Source organism: Providencia sp. PROV202 (assembly GCF_028479565.1).
GTDB classification, from domain to species: domain Bacteria; phylum Pseudomonadota; class Gammaproteobacteria; order Enterobacterales; family Enterobacteriaceae; genus Providencia; species Providencia zhijiangensis.
Window position 1 is genome coordinate 97,163 of sequence record NZ_JAMPNV010000005.1, and the last position, 21,737, is coordinate 118,899.

At 41.3% G+C, this 21,737-nt stretch carries 17 protein-coding genes; 13 read left to right on the forward strand and 4 right to left on the reverse strand.

Features of this window, described 5'->3' with window-relative positions:
• Positions 1–106: 106 nt before the first annotated feature.
• The 8 genes from ybfF to PR799_RS03335 all read left to right on the forward strand — a co-directional run bounded on the left by ybfF (position 107) and on the right by PR799_RS03335 (position 9,412).
• Positions 107–883 (forward strand): esterase, encoded by a 777-nt coding sequence (gene ybfF / locus PR799_RS03300; RefSeq protein ID WP_272521252.1) that lies wholly within the window; start codon positions 107–109, stop codon positions 881–883.
• Positions 884–1,104: 221 nt separating this feature from the next.
• Positions 1,105–3,192: a peptidase domain-containing ABC transporter gene (locus PR799_RS03305; protein ID WP_272521253.1), complete on the forward strand. Its 2,088-nt coding sequence runs from the start codon at positions 1,105–1,107 to the stop codon at positions 3,190–3,192.
• Positions 3,193–3,209: 17 nt separating this feature from the next.
• Entirely contained in the window at positions 3,210–4,538 is a 1,329-nt protein-coding gene (locus PR799_RS03310) for an HlyD family type I secretion periplasmic adaptor subunit (protein ID WP_154628546.1), read from the forward strand.
• 3 nt (positions 4,539–4,541) lie between these two features.
• On the forward strand, positions 4,542–6,632 hold the full coding sequence (locus tag PR799_RS03315) for a type I secretion system permease/ATPase (protein ID WP_272521254.1): 2,091 nt from the start codon (positions 4,542–4,544) through the stop codon (positions 6,630–6,632).
• A gap of 173 nt (positions 6,633–6,805) precedes the next feature.
• Positions 6,806–7,099, forward strand: coding sequence for a LexA regulated protein (gene ybfE, locus PR799_RS03320; protein WP_036951793.1), 294 nt, complete (start codon positions 6,806–6,808; stop codon positions 7,097–7,099).
• A gap of 154 nt (positions 7,100–7,253) precedes the next feature.
• Positions 7,254–7,781: a flavodoxin FldA gene (fldA, locus tag PR799_RS03325; RefSeq protein ID WP_036951795.1), complete on the forward strand. Its 528-nt coding sequence runs from the start codon at positions 7,254–7,256 to the stop codon at positions 7,779–7,781.
• A gap of 229 nt (positions 7,782–8,010) precedes the next feature.
• Entirely contained in the window at positions 8,011–8,457 is a 447-nt protein-coding gene (fur, locus tag PR799_RS03330; RefSeq protein ID WP_154604258.1) for a ferric iron uptake transcriptional regulator, read from the forward strand.
• A 433-nt stretch (positions 8,458–8,890) separates the two neighbouring features.
• Positions 8,891–9,412, forward strand: coding sequence for a bactofilin family protein (locus PR799_RS03335; RefSeq protein WP_272521255.1), 522 nt, complete (start codon positions 8,891–8,893; stop codon positions 9,410–9,412).
• Between the two features lie 176 nt (positions 9,413–9,588).
• On the opposite strand, the gene ansB is transcribed toward PR799_RS03335, so the two are convergent.
• Positions 9,589–10,632, reverse strand: a complete 1,044-nt coding sequence (ansB, locus tag PR799_RS03340; protein WP_272521256.1) for an L-asparaginase 2 — start codon at positions 10,630–10,632, stop codon at positions 9,589–9,591.
• A gap of 215 nt (positions 10,633–10,847) precedes the next feature.
• Here ansB and ycaO point away from each other — a divergent pair, with 215 nt between their 5' ends.
• The 5 genes from ycaO (at position 10,848) to PR799_RS03365 (ending at position 18,145) form a co-directional block, all read left to right on the forward strand.
• Positions 10,848–12,602, forward strand: a complete 1,755-nt coding sequence (gene ycaO, locus PR799_RS03345; RefSeq protein WP_154604261.1) for a 30S ribosomal protein S12 methylthiotransferase accessory factor YcaO — start codon at positions 10,848–10,850, stop codon at positions 12,600–12,602.
• Positions 12,603–12,934: 332 nt separating this feature from the next.
• The gene (focA, locus tag PR799_RS03350) at positions 12,935–13,792 is read left to right on the forward strand and encodes a formate transporter FocA (protein ID WP_154604262.1); all 858 of its coding nucleotides are present in this window, start codon (positions 12,935–12,937) and stop codon (positions 13,790–13,792) included.
• Positions 13,793–13,880: 88 nt separating this feature from the next.
• On the forward strand, positions 13,881–16,163 hold the full coding sequence (pflB, locus tag PR799_RS03355; RefSeq protein ID WP_272521257.1) for a formate C-acetyltransferase: 2,283 nt from the start codon (positions 13,881–13,883) through the stop codon (positions 16,161–16,163).
• A 112-nt stretch (positions 16,164–16,275) separates the two neighbouring features.
• Complete coding sequence (pflA, locus tag PR799_RS03360) at positions 16,276–17,070, forward strand: pyruvate formate lyase 1-activating protein (protein ID WP_154628552.1); 795 nt, start codon at positions 16,276–16,278, stop codon at positions 17,068–17,070.
• A gap of 223 nt (positions 17,071–17,293) precedes the next feature.
• Entirely contained in the window at positions 17,294–18,145 is an 852-nt protein-coding gene (locus PR799_RS03365; protein WP_154628553.1) for a BPSS1780 family membrane protein, read from the forward strand.
• Positions 18,146–18,282: 137 nt separating this feature from the next.
• On the opposite strand, the gene serS is transcribed toward PR799_RS03365, so the two are convergent.
• The 3 genes from serS to lolA form a co-directional block, all read right to left on the reverse strand.
• A complete protein-coding gene (gene serS, locus PR799_RS03370) occupies positions 18,283–19,575 on the reverse strand; it encodes a serine--tRNA ligase (protein ID WP_154628554.1) in 1,293 nt (430 codons plus the stop codon).
• A 105-nt stretch (positions 19,576–19,680) separates the two neighbouring features.
• A complete protein-coding gene (locus PR799_RS03375; RefSeq protein WP_272521258.1) occupies positions 19,681–21,024 on the reverse strand; it encodes a replication-associated recombination protein A in 1,344 nt (447 codons plus the stop codon).
• 24 nt (positions 21,025–21,048) lie between these two features.
• The gene (gene lolA, locus PR799_RS03380) at positions 21,049–21,669 is read right to left on the reverse strand and encodes an outer membrane lipoprotein chaperone LolA (RefSeq protein ID WP_272521259.1); all 621 of its coding nucleotides are present in this window, start codon (positions 21,667–21,669) and stop codon (positions 21,049–21,051) included.
• Positions 21,670–21,737: the final 68 nt, after the last annotated feature.

Below are 21,737 nucleotides of genomic sequence, written 5' to 3' on the forward strand. Positions count from 1 at the left end.
AATTTCAGTAGGTTACCTTGTTCTGATTATACAGATTTGGTTTTTTGGTATCACCATGCCATGATAAGCCTTCAATCTGACAAACAACATCAATCGTAGTCCAAATATGACCGAATTACTCAATTATACAATCCATAAACCTGAAAATCCGATCACCGTCACCCCTGTCGTTTTGATCCATGGACTGTTTGGTGACCTGAATAATTTAGGCGTTTTAGGTCGTGATTTACAAAATTATTTCGATACTATTCAAGTCGATGTGCGCAATCATGGTGACTCATTTCGTTCTGACGAAATGGAATACCAACAGATGGCCGAAGATGTGATTGCGCTCGTAAAATCCCTTGGTTACCACAATGCTATTCTTATTGGGCACTCCATGGGGGGCAAAATTGCCATGGCTGCCAGTGAGATAGCACCTGATTTCATCGAAAAAATTGTGGCCATCGATATCGCACCTGTCGCTTACAACGTTCGCCGCCATGACGAAATTATTGCAGCGCTAGAAGCAACAACTCAAGCGCACGCTAAAACCCGCCAAGAGGCTAGTGGCATCATGCGCGAATTCATTCCCGAAGAAGGTGTCATTCAATTCTTACTAAAATCCTTTAAACAAGGTGAGTGGAAATTCAATCTTTCGGCAATCAAAGCTAACTATGAAAAGATCATCGGATGGAAAACGGTGCCTGCATGGAATAAACCCGTGTTACTGATCCCCGGCGGAAATTCGCCCTATGTGCAAGCCGAATACCGCGACGACATTGCTGCACAGTTTCCTCAAGCCAAAGCTTGGGTGGTTGCCGATGCCGGACATTGGGTTCATGCCGAAAAACCAGAGCATGTATTACGAGCGATTCACCGCTTTTTAGCTATTCCTGACTGATCTAACCGCATTGACTCCCGCAATCCTGATATTGAATATTCAACTCTTCAATATCAGGATGAAACATATCCATTAAATATATTCACATCCAAATAATAAGACGAACTTCAATACACTTGTAATTATGATGACTGTATTATCTACCTCGATTAAATAACTATATTTTTCAAATCGATATATACACAGAAATTATTAAATATACAGGATGATGAATATACACAATGGAAAGTGTCAAAACACAATCAACATTATATTTTATTGGCGTTATTGTAAAACTTTCTGGCGAAATTGATTACGATGATTTCAAACAGAAAACAGAGAATATAAATCAATTTCAAGATTATATTAAAACAATAAAAGATAATTATCAGATTAAATGCAAGAATAAGCATCAGCGCGATAAAGGCATCGCAAAACTACCGTCACCCGCCATTCTTTATGATAATGATGGTCACGCTTTTCTGCTGGCTAATCATAATCAAGAACAAGTGCTCATTCAGCGTTTTGGTCATCCTACACCTGAAATATGGAGCCATGAAGAGCTACAAAAAAATTGGAATGGGGATTGGCTTCACGTCAAAGTGAAACAAGGGAAATTCGATATTTCATGGTTCCAAGCGGAATTTATGAAATACCGTAAAATCATCGCTTGGGTATTGGTTTTCTCTTTTATTTTACAAATATTAGCGCTAGCCTCCCCCATTGTGATGCAAGTTATTATGGATAAAGTGCTTATTCATAATAGTTTATCCACCTTGGATGTTTTAATTTTCGGTTTAATCGTCGCTGCGATTATTGAGGTTATATTAAAAGGGCTACGGGAATATATTTATAATCATACCGTTAATCGTATCGATATGACGTTAGGATTAAAGTTAGTTAATCACTTATTGCACCTACCTATTTCATTTTTTAAAAATCGACAAATTGGTGCCATTGTTACTCGAGTTAAAGAATTGGAAACTATCCGAGAATTCTTGACCAGTAGCTTTTTCACGTTATGTGTCGATGTTCTGTTTTTGTTCGTCTTCATCTATGTAATGAACTTGCTTTCCAGCACCCTCACCTTACTTTTCCTCTGTTCTATTCCTTGTTATTTATTAGTCGCTTGGTGGCTCACGCCGAAAATTGAAGCAGCCGCTCAACAACAGTTTGCCAATATTGCGGTGAATACCTCATTCTTAACAGAAAGCGTTAATGGGATTGAAACAGCCAAGAGCTTATCCATTGAACCGAGCTTTACCCGTCGTTGGGATAAACAAACGGCAGATATGAGCCAAACCAATTTTGTATCTGGGCAAATCAGTTCACGCTCTGAACATATTGTGATGGTCATTGAAAAGATGACGAGCGCCATCATTCTATGGGTTGGCGCATCTGAAGTTCTGGCTCTGCAATTGACTATTGGGCAATTTATTGCCTTTCATATGATGGTCAATCATGCAAACCAGCCTCTCGTAAAACTGGTCAAATTATGGGGAGATTATATTCGAACCAAAGTGGCAGTAGAAAAGCTGTCACAAATCATTAATCTTCCGCAAGAACAGAGCAAGAAAGGAAACGAATCTCGGCTGAGTGGTAATATTCAATTACATAACATTAGCTTCCGTTATCAACCCAATATGCCGACCGTCCTCAATAACTTTAACCTTTCAATAAAAGCCGGAGAAACTATTGGTATTGTAGGCACATCGGGCTCAGGAAAAAGCACTCTAGCTCGGCTAATTTTGCGTTTATACACCCCAGAACAAGGAGGAATCTATCTTGATGGAATACCGATTACAACGCTTAGCCTTTCTGCTCTAAGGCAGCAGATTGGCATTGTTTTGCAAGAGAATTTCTTATTTCACCAATCTGTTTTCGACAATATTGCTCAAACTCGCCCTAATGCCTCGATGGATGAGGTTGTCAATGCCGCAAAAATGGCAGGTGCCCACGATTTCATCCTTAAATTGCCGATGGGCTATGACACGATTTTAGCCGAAGGCGGCTCCTCTCTTTCTGGAGGACAGCGCCAACGCATCGCCATTGCCAGAACACTTCTATCGGATCCGAAGATCATTATTTTCGATGAGGCCACCAGCGCCTTAGATGATGAATCCCAAGCTATCATTCAAGAAAATATGCAAGAAATAGCCAAAGGTCGCACCGTAATTACGATTGCCCACCGTCTTTCGACAATCCGTAACCACCAGAAAATTATCGTAATGCAACAAGGGCAAATTGTTGAGCAAGGTAGCCATCAACAATTAATCGAGAACAATCAATTTTATACACATTTATGGACGCTTCAGCAGTCTCTTAAATAATGACACGGATGTTACCCATGAAAAAAAAATCAGCGCTCTCTCGCTATAACAGCTTTTTACCTGCCCATTTGGCTATTTTAAAAACGCCGCCTTCTTATTTGGCATTTACCATGGCCATCAGTATTAGTCTGGGTATTTTTATCGCTATCGCTTGGTCTTATTTTGGCAAGCTAGATGTTCAAGCGACTACTCAAGGAAAACTTATTGTTTCGGGGCGCACCCAAACCATTCAAGCTTTTGAGCTAAGCCGCTTACAGCAAATTCACGTTGAAGATGGGCAACAGGTCAAGCAAGGCGATCCATTACTGAGTGTTAAAGTATTAGGTGTAGACCAAGATATCCTTAGCCAACACTACCAAAAAAACTTTCACGCCAGTGAAGAAATGATCCACCATGCCCTACTCAACCAGCAATCCATTGAAATTTCTGCTTATTACAGCCAACTATCAGCTACCGAGCAAGCTCAAGCACAACTCAGCTATCAAACCATTAAAAAAGAGTATGAAACCTTACTCAACGAAATAACCAATGAAATTCAGCTTAATCGCGTTAACTTTCAAGCGAGAGAACGAGAATTAAAAGACATCAATGTCTTAATGAATAACATTAAAAAACGACTCGATGCACATACCGCGCTGAGTCAAAAACAGTTAATCAGTCAAAAAGAGTTTTTAGAACAAGAACGTGAATTGCTACTCGCAAGAAAAGAAAAAACCACCAAACAATCCGAACTCTCTATATTAAATAGCCAGCATCACGCTTTGCTCGAAAAGCAAGATAGGATTAATGCGCAAAAACACCAAGAATGGCATGAGAAATATCAGCAAGCTAAATTCAAATTTGTTTCTCTTGAACAGGAATTAATTAAAAACCAAGAAAGAAATCAGCTTGAAATTATTCGCGCGCCAGTGGATGGAACCGTACAACAAATTGCGGTGTATACCCTTGGGGCTGTATTACAACCAGCACAACAATTGATGGTTATTGTACCCAATAATCACGTGCAATTAGCTGAAGTCAAAATACTCAATAAAGATATCGGTTTTATCCAAGAAGGTTTAAAAGCGGATGTCAAAATTGATGCCTTCCCTTATACCCGCTACGGGACTATCGAAGGTGAGGTATTGTCCATTTCCCGTGATAGCACACAAGATGACAATCTAGGCCTCGTCTATTTAGCGCAAATTGGTTTAAGCAGCAAACAGCTATTAGTGGAAGGCGAACAAATTGAATTGACGCCAGGTTTGTCCATTGTTGCTGAAATAAAAACAGATAAACGGCGATTAATTGATTACCTATTAAGCCCAATTAACGAATATACCGCCACAGCTATGAGAGAGAAGTAATCGATGGAACAGCAAAGTAATAATGGCTTGGAAGCCTTAGTATGGATTGCTAATCACTTTCAAAAAAATGTCACTCAAGGGCAATTAATGCATGCCATTGGTATGCAGAATGATTCCCCCACAGATTTTGAAATCAGACAATGTGCACAGATTATTGGTTATGAAACAGAGCTCATCTCTCTCACTCGACAACAGATGCAGGATATCCCATTACCTGCTTTGGTGTTAATTAATCAACGCTGGCATATTATCACCCAAAATTCACCGCTCACCGTACTCTCACCAAAAGAGGGCGGTGAGGAACCATGGAATGAATCCTCCGATTACAATTACTCCGTCATTTTAATTAAAGAGCAATTGGAGAAAGAACAAAAAAGAGCATTTGGCATCAGTTGGTTTATTCCATCCATTATTCGCCAACGTTTTAAACTCAAAAATGTCTTTATTCTTGCAGCAATTGTGCAACTTTTTGCACTGGTAAGCCCTCTACTATTTCAAAACTTAATTGATAAAGTACTTGTCGGGCGCAGCCTGCCTAATTTACATGTTCTTGCCTTAGGAATATTAGCTATTGCTATTGCAGAGCCTGTTTACAGTTTTATTCGTAATAAAGTTTTTAGCCATACCAGCACACAAATTAGCGCTGAACTTTCGGGAAAAATTTATCGTCATTTAATGGCGCTGCCGCTTAATTACTTTAAATTAAGACCCACAGGGAAAATTATTGCCCGTGTCCGTGAATTAGCTCATATCCGCCAGTTTTTGACTGGCTCAACACTGATGCTGTTTATTGACTTTATCTTTGTGCTCCTTTTTATCGCTGTCTTATTTTCGTATAGCAGCCTAATGACATGGACGCTGGTAGGCTCTATGGGCGTCTTTTTTGTTTTGTGGATGATATTAGGTCCAATCATTCGTCAGCAGACGGAAAAATCCTACCAAGCCGATGAAAACGGGCTTACATTTTTAACTGAATCAATAACTGGTATCGAAACCGTAAAAACCACCGCCACTGAAAGATACTTTTTCCAACGTTGGCAAAAATTACTCAGTCAGCAATTGAGTCAAGGTTTCAAAGTTTCCATGCGCAGTGTGGTGGCAACACAGTTAATGACGTTAGTCAGTAAAGTGACTACCGCTATTCTACTCTGGCTTGGCGTTAATGAGGTTTTGGCAGGAAATATCACGCCAGGAGAACTTGTCGCTTTCAATATGTTAAGCGCCCACGTTACTCAGCCCGTTCTACGATTTGCTCAAATCTGGCAGGATTTCCAACATACGATTATTTCTCTGCGCCGTGTCGGTGACATCCTTGATAAACCTATTGAAAATGAACGCCAAGGCATTGCCAGTTCAAGCACCATTCAAGGAGAAATTGAGTTTCAAAATATTCGTTTTCGTTATCAACCTGAAACCCCTGAGGTGCTAAGTAACCTGACTTTATCCATCAAAGCCGGAGAATTTATTGGTATCACTGGGCCATCAGGATCAGGAAAAAGCACTCTCACCAAATTGTTACAACGGCTATATATCCCTCAACATGGGCAAGTTATTGTAGATGGAATGGATTTAGCGGTAACAGATACCGTCGCGTTACGGCGTCGAATGAGTGTCGTTCTTCAAGAAAGCACTCTTTTTGTAGGAACAATTGCAGAAAATATCCGATTAAGTTACCCACAAGCGAGCGAACAGCAATTAATCCATGCGGCAAAACTGGCGGGAGCCTATGAGTTTATTATGTCCCTGCCTGAAAACTTTAATTATCATTTATCTGAAAAAGGATTAAATCTCTCTGGCGGTCAACGCCAGCGTATTGCACTTGCTCGAGCCTTAATTACTGAACCTGATATTTTAATTCTCGATGAGGCCACCTCTGCGCTGGATTACGAATCGGAATCCGCCATCATGAAAAATATGCCGTTGATCACACAAGGCAGAACGGTGATTAGCATTGCCCATCGCCTCAATACCATTATGAACGCCGATAAAATTTACGTGATACGAAATGGAGAAGTCGCCGAAGCCGAAACTCATCAAAACCTTCTGAAACTGAAAGGTCTTTATGCCAATCTATGGCAACAACAGACTCATTAATCTGAATAAAAAAGCATCACCTACTCTTTGGGTGATGCTTTTTTCTTAAAAGTGCTTTTTTTTTAATCTATTAGATGAATTAGCGAGGTATGCACCTATGGTACTAGGGGTTCAGCTAGGGTATCATTACCCGCTGAATTACTGGCACACCCCTTCCGTTAGCAATAGTAGATATGGCAAAAGAACAAACTGACCGCACCACACTGGATTTGTTCGCAGAAGAACGCAGGCCTGGGCGACCAAAAACTAGCCCGTTGTCGCGGGATGAACAATTACGAATCAATAAGCGAAATCAGCTAAAACGAGACAAAGTCAAAGGGCTACGTCGAGTTGAGCTGAAACTAAATGAAGACGCTGTCGCGGTCTTAAACCAATTAGCTGAAGAGAAAAACATAAGCCGAAGTGAGCTAATTGAAGAAATTTTGATGGCTCAACTTGAGCAGGTTAGTGAGACAATTGATCGCTAGCCGTATCTGGGTAAATCACACAAATTTGACAGACTAACACTGTTTTTTTCGCCAAAATAAGGCGCAAAATTTTACCTATTTTCGTTCTATATTTTAGTTCTAGCAGAATCGGTAATTATACTCTCTACTAGAAAAACAAGAGGTTAATCACTTTATGGCAGTTATAGGCATTTTCTTCGGAAGTGACACAGGTAACACAGAAAATATTGCCAAAATGATCCAAGAAAGATTAGGCAAAGATGTTGCAGAAGTTCATGATATTGCTAAATGCAGCAAAGAAGATATCGAAGCGTTTGATATCCTACTTCTTGGCATCCCTACGTGGTACTACGGTGAAGCTCAGTGTGATTGGGATGACTTTTTCCCAACATTAGAAGAAATTGATTTTGACGGCAAGCTTGTCGCACTGTTTGGTTGTGGAGACCAAGAAGACTACGCAGAGTATTTCTGTGATGCGATGGGAACTATCCGTGACATCATTGAGCCACGTGGTGCAGTGATCGTGGGTCATTGGCCAACTGAAGGCTACCACTTTGAAGTCTCTAAAGGTATGGCAGACGATAATCACTTTATCGGCCTTGCTATCGATGAAGATCGTCAACCAGAACTGACCGAAGAACGTGTTGACGCTTGGGTTAAACAGATCTCTGAAGAGATGTCTCTGGCTGAAATCCTTGGCTAATAATGACATAGATTGTCAATTAAAAGCGGGGGCCATTCGATATGATGGATCATTCCTTCCATCTAATGGACTCGCTTTTAAGAACGAATCAAAATAATGAGACAATGCATGGTTTCTATTTTTATTTTCCATGCCTATAATTGTAAATCAGTTTAGAAGACAACTGGATTTTTGTTAAAAACGTCTCATTATTGTTAAATTTATGATTTAAAATACAGGACAAGCCCGCATGACAGACAATAATAAAGCATTGAAAAATGCAGGACTCAAAGTCACTCTTCCAAGATTGAAGATTTTGGAAGTACTTCAGGAGCCTGAGTGCCATCACGTCAGTGCGGAAGATCTCTACAAAAAGCTGATTGATATTGGTGAAGAAATCGGGTTAGCCACTGTCTACCGCGTATTAAACCAATTTGATGATGCAGGTATTGTGACTCGTCACAATTTCGAAGGTGGAAAATCCGTATTTGAATTGACTCAGCAGCATCACCATGACCACTTAATCTGTTTAGATTGTGGCAAAGTTATCGAATTTACTGACGAATCAATCGAAGAACGTCAGCATGACATCGCCAAGCGCCACGGCATTAAACTGTCTAACCACAGTTTATATCTATATGGTCACTGTGCTGAAGGTGACTGTCGTGAAAATGAAAGCGTCCACGAAGCTAAATAATCACATTCATAAATTGTCTCATTAAAAATGAGGCGATTTAATTAATCAGTGATTTCGTATTGATGATACCCACTTAATGTTTATTAGTGGGTATTTTTATTTATATATTCTTAACATTTCCCTATTTTTGCTCTTTAGCTGAAAATTAGCGACTATTTTTTAAAAATACATAGCTTTATTTCTTCAGATAAAACTAAAATTATCCTCTATTCTTTAATTTGCCTTGCGTTATTTTAATTTATACTCATGATCAAATTTATGCGTAAGAGATTAAAGGATGAAAAAAACATATCTGTTTTTGAACATAAGTTTTTTCTTCTGGTTTCTTACTTTGATAGCGTGGTTTTTTAGATATACCTTTGTGGCATCCGTTGCCTTTATATCTTCAATCATTTGTTTGGTTCTATACTTCAATTACAAAAAGGTTAGTCACATGTTCAATAAAAAACAAAACAAACCAGAGCCCACTCCCACTATCAATAAAGAAGAAATCACTCAACAAATTGCTGAGGAAAAAATGCAAACATCTACAGCAGTCGTTAGCGAAGAAAAAACCAATACCATTATCGCCAAAGATGTCGTGTTTGAGGGCAATATTACGTCCAATGAACAAGTTCATATTTATGGTACTGTGGTTGGCAATATCACCGGTAAAAACAACACCGTCAAAATCATGCAAAATGGACATGTTACCGGCAATATAACCAGTAATGAGCTATGGGTAAACGGCAAAGTGGAAGGTGAATGCATCACCGAAACTATTAGCATTGATACCAATGGTGAAATTTATGGCATCATCCGCTATTCCAGTTTATCCATTAAAAAAGGCGGGATATTTTCTGGTCATGCTGAGGTTAAATCTGCAACGAAATCGACGGGAAACGTAGCGGTATTTAAAGAAAAAACCAAACAAGAAAATTCAGAACCACACACACCTGAAGCGGGTGCTCTGTAATTAAATTTGTTAAATAAATGATATTGAATTGCTCGATAATAATTTTATTACCTTATTTATAGGTATTTATTGTCGAGTTATTTTGATTATATAAATTCGCTTATCACAAAAAGAACACATTTTATACGTAATAAAAATAGAATAAAGGCGGCATTTCTGCCGCCTATTATTAAATATTAATATTGTTCAAACATCTCTTGGATTTTTTTCGGGTCTTTCGTTTGTGTTAATGCTAATTGCAGTAATACACGAGATTTTTGTGGGTTCAATCTTTCAGATGCTACAAACCCATATTCATTATCATTCACTTCCGCATTTCGCGTTGTATAGCCTGTCGGTACGCGGCTGGAACGCACCACGACAACATCCTCTTTCGCTGCATTGGCTAATGCATCAAAAATAGTTTTATACATATTCCCGTTACCAACACCGGCACTCACAATACCTTTAACGCCTTCTTCGCGCAGTGCTTTCACTGGTGCTGAAGATGCATTCGCATAGTTATAGACAATACCCACTTCCGGTAATTTATCTAACTTACTGACATCAAAAACAGGTTTATCACCACGAGGCTCCGGTGTTTTATAGTAAGTCACTTTACCATCATGAATATAACCTTCTGCCCCCGCATTCACGGCATCAAAGGCTTGAACTTCTGTTGTGCTCATTTTCATGACATTGCGACCTTGGATCACTTTGTCATTCATCGCCATCAACACGCCACGCTCTCCAGCTGATTTGTCAGATGCTAATACAACGGCATTATATAAGTTCAATGGTCCATCAGCGCCCAAAGCTGTGGAAGGACGCATTGCCCCCACCATCACAATTGGTTTTTTGCAGGCAGTGGTTAAATCAAGGAAAAAGGCCGTTTCCTCCATGGTGTCAGTACCATGAGTGATAACAAAACCATCAGTTTTATTACAATCTTGATTAATTTTTTTGGCGAGAGTTAACCAAACTTGGTCATTCATATCTTGAGAACCGATATTCACCAGCTGCTCACCACTCAGGTTAGCAATTTTTTTAGTCTCTGGTACTGCATTAAGTAAAGAGTCAATTCCTACTTTCCCTGCTTGGTAGCTTGAACCTGTTGCAGATTCTCCACCACCCGCAATGGTTCCACCCGTTGCCAACACCGTAATATTCGGCTGTGCGAATGCGGATGCAGCAAACAGTGAAACCAGTGTGGCTAACAGCGCTTTATTTCGGTTTTTCATCCTATTTTCCTTTAACTAAAATTAACGAGCATGATATTAAAAATAAACTCACGTTATTATGTGGATTTAATCTGAGAGTTTTGTGATCGACTTTGTCATTTTAGTAAATTTTAATTTTTCGCTATTTTTCTGTCTTGAATAAAAAGCGTGAGCCCTAGGCAAAAAGTCCGTATCATAGCCGCTATCTGAAACAAGCCATTTACAAGTGACTGACAATGAGCCAAACATTTATTCCCGGCAAAGATGCCGCACTCGAAGACTCCATTGATGCATTCCAAACCAAACTGAAAAATTTAGGATTCGATATCGAAGAAGCCTCTTGGCTGAATCCGGTTCCAAATGTTTGGTCCGTTCATATTCGTGACAAAGAGTGCCCGCTGTGCTTTACCAATGGTAAAGGCGCAAGTAAAAAAGCGGCTTTAGCCTCAGCTCTCGGTGAATATTTCGAGCGTTTATCCACCAACTATTTCTTCGCGGATTTCTATTTAGGTAAATCCATCGCTGAAGGGGATTTCGTTCATTACCCTAATGAGAAATGGTTCCCGTTAACTGAAGATGATAGCCTACCAGCCGGTTTGCTGGATGAGCGTTTGATTGCTTTTTATGATCCCGACAATGCACTCGCAGGCAGCCAACTGATTGACCTGCAATCAGGAAATGAAGAACGCGGTATTTGTGCCCTGCCATTTACACGTCAATCTGATAACAGCACCGTCTATATTCCAATGAATATCGTCGGTAACTTATATGTGTCTAATGGGATGTCCGCAGGAAACACGGCAAATGAAGCCCGTGTGCAAGGATTATCTGAAGTATTCGAACGCTTTGTAAAAAACAAAATTATTGCCGAAAGCATTAGTTTACCAACGATCCCTGCCAATGTGATGGCCCGCTATCCTGGTGTAGTCGCCGCGATTGAAACACTGGAAAACGAAGGCTTCCCTATCTTCTGTTACGACGCCTCTTTGGGTGGTCAATTCCCTGTTATCTGTGTTGTGCTGTTTAACCCACAGAACGGAACTTGTTTTGCTTCTTTCGGCGCGCACCCTGATTTTGGTGTTGCCTTAGAGCGTACAGTCACTGAATTACTACAAGGTCGTGGACTGAAAGATTTGGATGTGTTTAACGCCCCAACCTTTGACGATGAAGAAGTCGGTGAGCACACAAACTTAGAAACCCACTTTATCGATTCCAGCGGTTTAATTAGCTGGGATATGTTTAAAGACGATGCGGATTATCCATTTGCAGATTGGAGCTTTAAAGGCACCACGACAGAAGAATTTGCAACGTTGATGGCTATCTTCAACAAACTTGACGCAGAAGTATATATCGCAGATTACAGCCATTTAGGTGTATATGCCTGCCGTATTTTGGTGCCAGGTATGTCAGATATCTATCCAGTGGAAGATTTGCATATTGCCAATAATGCGATGGGCGCTTACCTGCGTGACACCATCATGTCCCTTCCAGATAGTCAGTGGGAAAAAGAAGATTATCTTGCTCTCATTGAACAGCTAGATGACGACGGATTAGATGACTTTACTCGTGTTCGCGAACTGTTAGGTTTAGCTGTCGGTAAAGATAATGGCTGGAGCAACCTGCGTATTGGTGAATTGAAATCAATGCTAGCCTTAGCGGGAGGTGATCTTGAACAAGCGCTGGCTTGGGTTGAATGGACACAAGACTTCAACAGTTCCGTCTTCACGCCAGAACGCGCTAACTACTACCGCTGCTTGCACACTCTGCTGCTGCTTTCCCAAGAAGAAGAGAGAGAGCCTGCTCAGTATTATCAAGCATTTGTTCGTATGTATGGGCAAGAGGCAGTAGATGCAGCGTCGGCAGCAATTGCGGGTGAATCAAGCTTCTACGGATTATGGTCAATTGATGAAGAGCTCAAAGCTTTACCTGCTCATCAAGGGCTTTTAGCGGCTTACGAAAAGCTGCAAAAAGCTAAGCGCGCTAATGCTTAATTAAGTTGATAAAGATAAAAGCCTCTGGGCTTTTATCTTTACTTAAGCAATATTTAATTTCAATCACATAATAATTATCGAAATTCATTAACAATCATCTGTAACATTTTACTTATCGAGACCGTTTTGAGTCGTTTTATAAAATTTTTTTATAAAATTTAAAAAATATTTTTTACATTCAAATCAAATGGTTATATTGAATTTTGACATTTTTTGCGCTGTTTTCACCCCGTTCTCTCAACACTTCATGATCCACATCAAATTTATCGTCACACCCGTTTGTTACTATAATTGCGTGCTATAATTAATCAACTTTGTAAGAGAGTGTTAGTATGAAAGCTGACAACCCTTTTAATTTATTATCCCCTGCTGTCATGGCGCAAGTTGCTGATGATGTAGGTGTTTATAAAACGAACAAACACCCAGCTATTACCTACTTGTCAGCATTCACTGCTGGTATCTTTATCTCTATCGCTTTCGTTTTCTATATTACTGCAACAACAGGCGCAGCAAGTGCTCCTTACGGTTTTACTAAACTGATTGGCGGTATCTGCTTCTCCCTTGGGCTCATGTTAGTTGTTGTATGCGGTGCTGATTTATTTACATCCACTGTTCTGACCATCGTATCTAAAGCAACAGGCAAAATTACTTGGGGAAAAATGTTCCTCAATTGGTTCAACGTTTATATTGGCAACTTAATTGGCGCACTGTTTTTTGTCGCTATTATTTGGTTTGCAGGCCAATATGCTGCGGCGAATGGACAATGGGGATTAAACGTTCTCCAAACAGCTAACTACAAATTGCACCATACTTTTGTTGAAGCCGTCTTTTTAGGTATTTTAGCTAACTTAATGGTTTGTTTAGCCGTTTGGATGAGCTATGCCGGTCGTAGCCTAACTGACAAACTGGTAGTATTAGTTCTACCAATCGCAATGTTTGTCGCAAGTGGCTTTGAGCATAGTATTGCAAATATGTTTATGATCCCTCTTGCTATCATGATTAAAGAATTCGCCCCTGTTGAATTTTGGTCAAATATCAACATGGCACCAGAACAATTTTCTAACTTAACCGTTGGAAACTTTATTACCGAAAATTTAATACCAGTAACTATCGGAAATATTATTGGCGGCGCGGTGTTAGTCGGCCTGATTTACTGGTTAATGCATCTACGTAATAGCGAAAAACATTAATCGAAATTGGCTAATACAATCGTTATTACAAGTACACAAAGATTTATTAAGATCCCTCAAAGATCCATTGTTAAAAGGTAAAAGTATCATGTCCGAATTAAATGAAAAATTCGCTTTAGCATGGCAAGGTTTTAGCCAAGGTGACTGGCAGAATAACGTCAACGTCCGTGACTTTATTCAGAAAAACTATACTCCGTATGAAGGTGATGAATCTTTCTTAGCAGGCTCTACTCCAGCGACTGATAAGCTGTGGGAAAAAGTCATGGAAGGGATCAAAATCGAAAACCGCACTCACGCGCCAGTTGATTTTGATACAGACGTTGCTTCAACAATCACTTCCCATGATGCGGGTTACATTAGCAAAGACTTAGAAACTATCGTTGGTTTACAAACTGACGCACCTCTGAAACGTGGTCTTATCCCGTTCGGTGGTATCAAAATGGTTGAAGGTTCATGTAAAGCTTACGATCGTACTTTAGATCCTAGCCTGAAAAAAATCTTCACTGAGTACCGTAAAACCCATAACCAAGGTGTTTTCGATGTTTATACTCCAGACATCTTAAAATGCCGTAAATCAGGTATCTTAACCGGTTTACCAGATGCTTATGGTCGTGGTCGTATCATCGGTGACTACCGTCGCGTTGCGCTGTACGGTATTGATTTCCTGATGAAAGACAAGTTCAACCAATTCACTTCTCTGCAAGAAAGATTAGAGAAAGGTGAAGACCTGCAAATGACTATCCAACTGCGCGAAGAAATTGCTGAACAGCACCGTGCACTGGGTCAAATCAAAGAGATGGCTGCTAAATATGGCTACGACATCTCGGGTCCTGCAACTAACGCACAAGAAGCAGTTCAATGGACTTACTTCGGTTACTTAGCCGCTGTTAAATCTCAAAACGGTGCAGCAATGTCATTTGGTCGTGTATCTACGTTCTTAGACGTGTACATCCAACGTGACTTAGAAGCAGGTAAAATCACAGAAGAACAAGCGCAAGAACTGATTGACCACTTAGTCATGAAACTGCGTATGGTTCGTTTCTTACGTACTCCTGAATACGATGAGCTGTTCTCTGGTGACCCAATCTGGGCAACAGAATCACTGGCTGGTATGGGCCTTGATGGCCGTACTATGGTGACTAAAAACACCTTCCGTTTCCTGAACACACTGTATACCATGGGCCCATCTCCAGAGCCTAACATGACTATCCTGTGGTCAGAAAAACTGCCAATGAACTTCAAAAAGTTCGCAGCAAAAGTGTCTATCGATACTTCATCTGTACAGTATGAAAACGATGACTTAATGCGCCCTGACTTCAACAATGATGACTACGCAATCGCATGTTGCGTGAGCCCAATGATTGTTGGTAAACAAATGCAGTTCTTCGGTGCTCGTGCAAACTTAGCGAAAACTATGCTGTACACCATCAACGGTGGTGTAGACGAAAAACTGAAAATGCAAGTCGGTCCTAAACATTCTCCAATCATGGACGAAGTTCTTGATTTCGATACCGTGATGGACAAAATGGACCACTTCATGGATTGGTTAGCAACTCAGTATGTCACTGCGCTGAACTGCATCCACTTCATGCACGATAAATACAGCTATGAAGCAGCACTGATGGCACTTCATGACCGTGATGTTTACCGTACAATGGCATGTGGTATCGCGGGTCTGTCTGTTGCAGCAGACTCACTGTCTGCAATCAAATACGCCAAAGTTAAACCAATTCGTGACGAAGATGGTATTGCTATCGACTTCGAAATCGAAGGTGAATACCCACAATTCGGTAACAACGACCCACGTGTTGATGACATCGCTTGTGACTTAGTAGAACGTTTCATGAAGAAAATCCAGAAACTGCCTACTTACCGTAACGCGGTACCAACTCAGTCAGTTCTGACCATCACTTCTAACGTTGTGTATGGTAAGAAAACAGGTAACACCCCAGATGGTCGTCGTGCTGGCGCACCATTCGGACCGGGTGCTAACCCAATGCACGGTCGTGACCAAAAAGGTGCGGTTGCATCACTGACTTCAGTCGCTAAACTGCCATTTGCTTACGCGAAAGACGGTATTTCTTATACCTTCTCTATCGTTCCAAATGCATTAGGTAAAGACGACGAAGTGCGTAAAACTAACTTAGCGGGTCTGATGGATGGTTACTTCCACCATGAATCCTCTATCGAAGGTGGCCAGCACTTAAACGTGAACGTCATGAACCGCGAAATGCTGCTAGACGCGATGGAAAACCCAGAGAAATATCCGCAATTGACTATCCGTGTATCAGGATACGCAGTGCGCTTTAACTCTCTGACTAAAGAACAGCAGCAAGACGTTATTACTCGTACTTTCACCAGTACTCTGTAAGACTTTGCTAAGATTCTATAACGTAAAATAAATAAAAGGCCCCTCCCATTGGGGCCTTTCTATCTTAGTCAAAGATAACAAATTATAATTCTACATTCTGTGAGTTCCTGCTATGTCAACAACGCAAAAGACTATTCCAACGACTGAAATTTCGACCACCTCGCCACCTGCGACGTTTGGACGAATTCACTCCTTCGAATCCTGTGGTACCGTCGATGGACCAGGGATCCGCTTTATTGTCTTCTTCCAAGGCTGCCTAATGCGCTGCCTGTATTGCCATAACCGTGATACGTGGGATACCCATACCGGTAACATGGTCACCGTTGATGAGCTAATGAAAGAAGCCGTCACTTATCGCCACTTTATGAATGCAACGGGCGGTGGCGTAACCGCATCTGGCGGTGAAGCTATTTTACAGGCTGATTTTGTCCGTGATTGGTTCCGCGCTTGTAAGAAAGAAAACATCCATACCTGTTTAGACACTAACGGGTTTGTTCGTCGTTATGATCCCGTCATTGATGAGCTGATGGAAGTCACTGATCTTGTCATGCTTGACTTAAAACAGCTTGATGATGAGATCCACCAAAAACTCGTTGGCGTTTCCAATCATCGCACCTTAGAGTTTGCTCGCTACCTCGCTAAGCGCAATCAAAAGACCTGGATCCGCTATGTCGTCGTCCCAGGCTGGAGTGACGATGACCACTCAGTCCATATGCTCGGTGAATTTGTCAAAGATATGGATAACATCGAAAAAATTGAATTGCTCCCTTACCATGAACTCGGCAAACACAAATGGGAAACCATGGGTGAAGAATACAAACTTGATGGCGTGAGACCACCGTCAAAAGAGGTAATGGAAAGAGTAAAAAGCATCCTCGAAAGCTACGGCAAAAAAGTCATGTACTAATTTAAAATGGGGCTTCCTTCGGGGAGCCTCTTTATTATCCCTTCTTCTACACCATCCTACCGGCTTTCATAATCCTACCGACTTTCACGCAACCAGATTACTCTGCTTTGATAATGTTGAGTTTTTAGGCATAATCCACAAGTTAAATTTAATTTATAAATCAATAGCAGCATAACACTATAATAAACATTGCTGATTCATCACTACGAATAGGTCATTTACCATGAATAATGAACACGATCATGTCGATAACGACATATCACCTGTAACGCCAGCACCTGAAACACCATCACCTCAAGAGCCCGTTGATAGTTTTGTATTTACGCCTGAACCTCGCGCCGTTCAAGCAGGAGAAGGCGTTGAATGGATCAGCCAAGCGTGGGCGCTGGTCAAAGAAAAATTAGGCATGTGGATCCTGATTAACGTTGTCTTTTTCCTGATTATCTTTGCCATGGCTTTTCTGCCCATTGTTAGCATGTTTGTCAGTTTTGTTACTCCTGTTTTCGTCGGGGGGATCATTGCGATTTGTGAAAACCAACGCAAAACTGGCGAAGCGGATATCGGCTTACTTTTCTCAGGGTTTCAAAAGAAATTTGGTGAACTATTTGCCATCGGTGCCATAAACTTTGCTGCCAATATGGTCGGAATGTTAATTGCATTTCTGATTGCTGGCTCAGCCATTTTTAGCTTAGTGATGCAAGCTGACCAATACGATGGTATTTCAGACGCAGCCTTGTTTGCATCAACGGGAACATTTGTATTTGCAGGCATTATCATGGCATTAGCCAGCTTATTTGGCACAGCACTAACGTGGTTTGCCCCTGCGCTTATCATGAATCATGATTTCAAAATTGGCACCTCTATCTCCGCCAGCTTACAGGCAGTGAAGAAAAACCTATTACCCGGTTTCTTATTCTTCCTGATTGCCATGGTGCTAATGTTTGTTTCTATTATTCCATTCGGCTTAGGATTATTTATCTCAATGCCAATTATGTACGCAACTTACTACAGCACGTACCGCAGTATCTTTTTTACCGATACTAAACAGTCACAGACCAGTTCATTGATTATGTAAGTAAGACAGATATGGCGCCATTTTTTCTTTGAAAATTTGGCTCCAACTATTTGTATTATAGCCAATACTGTTGAATTCATAAAAAAGGCTGAGCTCAGTCTAAAACCAAGCTCAGCCTTCAACGTCAAATATATCAATTAACCGATATATTCTAAGCCATTCATATACGGACGTAATACTGCTGGCACTTCAATACGGCCATCCGCTTGCTGGTAGTTTTCTAACACAGCAACCAGAGTACGGCCAACAGCTAAACCAGAACCATTCAATGTATGAACCAGTTGGGTTTTCTTGTCGCTCTTACCACGGAAACGCGCTTGCATACGGCGAGCTTGGAAGTCCCACATGTTTGAGCAAGAAGAAATCTCACGGTATGTATTTTGCGCCGGCAGCCAAACTTCTAAATCGTAAGTCTTACGTGAACCGAAGCCGATATCCCCAGTGCACAGCAGAACTTTACGGTATGGCAGTTCCAGTAATTGCAGAACTTTTTCCGCGTGACCCGTTAACTCTTCCAGTGCCGCCATTGATTTTTCTGGATGCACGATTTGCACTAATTCAACTTTATCAAATTGGTGCATACGGATAAGACCACGAGTATCACGACCATAAGAACCCGCTTCTGAACGGAAACATGGTGTATGAGCCGTCATTTTCAGAGGAAGTGAATCTTCATCTAAAATTTCATCACGCACTAAGTTAGTTACTGGCACTTCTGCAGTTGGGATCAATGCATACGTGCTACTATCTGCTTCTTCTTCCAACGGTTTAGTGTGAAATAAATCTTCACCAAATTTTGGCAGCTGACCAGTACCATACAGCGTGTCATGGTTAACTAAATAAGGAACATACAGCTCTTGATAGCCATGCTGTTCAGTGTGTAAATCCAGCATAAATTGCGCTAATGCACGGTGCATACGCGCAATTTGACCTTTCATCACAACAAAACGAGCACCTGTCAATTTCACTGCCGCTGGAAAATCTAAACCACCAGCCAGTTCACCTAAGCTCACATGATCTTTAACTTCAAAATCATATTGGCGAGGTGTTCCCCAACGAGAGACTTCTAAGTTTTCAGAGTCATCTTTACCGTCAGGCACTTCATCATCAGGTATATTCGGGATACTTAATGCAATATCACGGATTTCTTGTTGCAGTTTGTCTAACTCTGCTTTAGCAGCATCCAATTTTTCGCCTAATTGGTTCACTTCCAGACGTAATGGCTCAATGTCTTCACCACGCGCTTTTGCTGCACCAATTGTTTTCGATCGCGAGTTACGGTCTGCTTGCAGGGTTTCAGTTTCAACTTGTAAAACTTTGCGGCGTTCTTCTAATTCACGCAGCTTTTCCACATCAAGGGTAAAACCCCTGCGAGCCAGTTTTGTAGCAACCGCGTCTAGCTCCGTACGCAGTAAATTTGGATCGAGCATGCTAGTCCTGTGATTTTGTTAGTCAATTGTGAAAGCGAATATAACGCGCTCCGGCGTTATATTTAGATTATTTTATTGCATTATAACCTTACCGCATTGACCCGATTAGCGATAGCGTTTTGTTGTGCTAATTTGATCTTGTTGGGCTAACCAGTCGAGTTTTTCAGCAATTTTGCCTTCTAACCCGCGCGCGGTGGGATAATAATATTGTGTCGCTTTCATCGGCTCAGGGAAATAGTTTTCACCTGCCGCGTAAGCATTAGGTTCGTCGTGAGCATAACGATACTCTTTACCGACGCCTAACTCTTTCATTAATTTGGTAGGGGCATTTCTTAAGTGTTCAGGCACATCATAATCTGGCTGCATTTGAGCATCTTTGATAGCCGCTTTATAGGCGGTATACACGGCATTACTTTTCGGTGCACACGCAAGGTAAACAATGGCTTGAGCAATCGCTCGCTCCCCTTCAGCTGGCCCTACACGAGTAAAGCAATCCCACGCTGAAATCGCCACTTGCATGGCTCGAGGATCGGCATTTCCGACATCTTCAGAGGCAATCGCTAGTAAACGACGAGCTACATACAAAGGATCTCCACCCGCAGTAATAATTCGCGCATACCAATAAAGCGCAGCATCAGGGGCTGAACCACGAACTGATTTATGCAGCGCAGAAATCAAATCATAGTAACGGTCGCCTTTATTGTCGAAACGCGCCGCACGCTCGCCACTCACTTCTTTGAGTAACTCTGCGGTTAGCACTCGCTGACCTTGGCTATTCGCCTCAGCCATATCCGACATCATTTCCAGCAGATTCAGTGAGCGCCTTGCATCCCCATTAACCAAGTCGGCAATCATTTTTCGGGTACTATCTGGAAGAACAATATTTTGTCCACCTAAACCCCGAGTGTTATCGCCCAATGCCTGTAATAGCACCTCTTCAATTTCACTACTTTCTAAAGATTTTAATAGATAGACTCTTGCACGAGAAAGCAGTGCCGAGTTGAGTTCGAATGAAGGATTTTCAGTAGTCGCACCAATAAAAGTGATGGTACCGTCTTCAATATGAGGTAAAAAAGCGTCTTGCTGGCTTTTATTAAAGCGGTGAACTTCATCCACAAACAAAATGGTTCTTCGCCCCGCACTGCGATTTTGGCGCGCTTTTTCGATGGATTCGCGGATCTCTTTGATCCCCGAAGTTACCGCCGAAATACGCTCGATATCCGCTTGTGCGTAGTGACCAATAATTTCAGCCAAGGTCGTTTTCCCCGTTCCCGGAGGTCCCCACAAGATCATTGAATGTAAATGACCCGCCTTAATCGCACGTGGTAATGGTTTACCTTCGGCAAGTAAATGCGTTTGACCGATATATTGTTCAAGGGTTTCCGGCCGCATACGCGCAGCCAGAGGTTGGAATTCATTTTGTGAAAAATCGAGAGATAAGTTACCCACGAGACCCTCTTTACCCCCTAGATATTAGTGAGCGCGAGAACGCTGGTCATCCAATGTGACCCCTTTTGGTACCGTAAATTTGAATTTACTTGGGTCAACTGGGCCATTTTTTTGCTGCTTTAATTGATACGCACTGGTTTGTCCGTCTTGTTCAACCGCAGCAAATTTCTCAATCGTCCCTTGTGGGTTAACCGTAATAGAGAAACTTTTTAATGTACCGTTAGATTGTTTTGGTTTCAGATCAAACGTATTGCCTTGTTGGACAATAGAATACTGCTTCCAATCCTTCGGATTATTGCGCGTTAATAACAGGAATGGCGTATCTTGGGTAGCATCGGCTAAATTTGTCACCGTCACTTGCTCAACAAAAGGGTTATAAAACCACAGATTTTTACCGTCTGATACCAGAACACTTTCATCCGGCGAAGTCATATTCCAGTTAAATAAGTTAGGGCGTTCAATCCACAAGTCACCAACACCCTCTTGGATGAGATCACCTTCTGGGCTAGTCACTTTCTGAGAGAAGCTCGCTTGGAAGCTATTCACTTTACTCAGACGATCTTGAAGGTCTTGACTCGCATCTGCCAATACTTGACCTACGTTTAAACTCAGGGCTAATGCACCTAACAACATCATTTTTTTCATCGAGAAAAGACCTTAAAATTAATACCACAAGGGGCGTATGTCTTTATACACCCCTTGAATTAAACCAG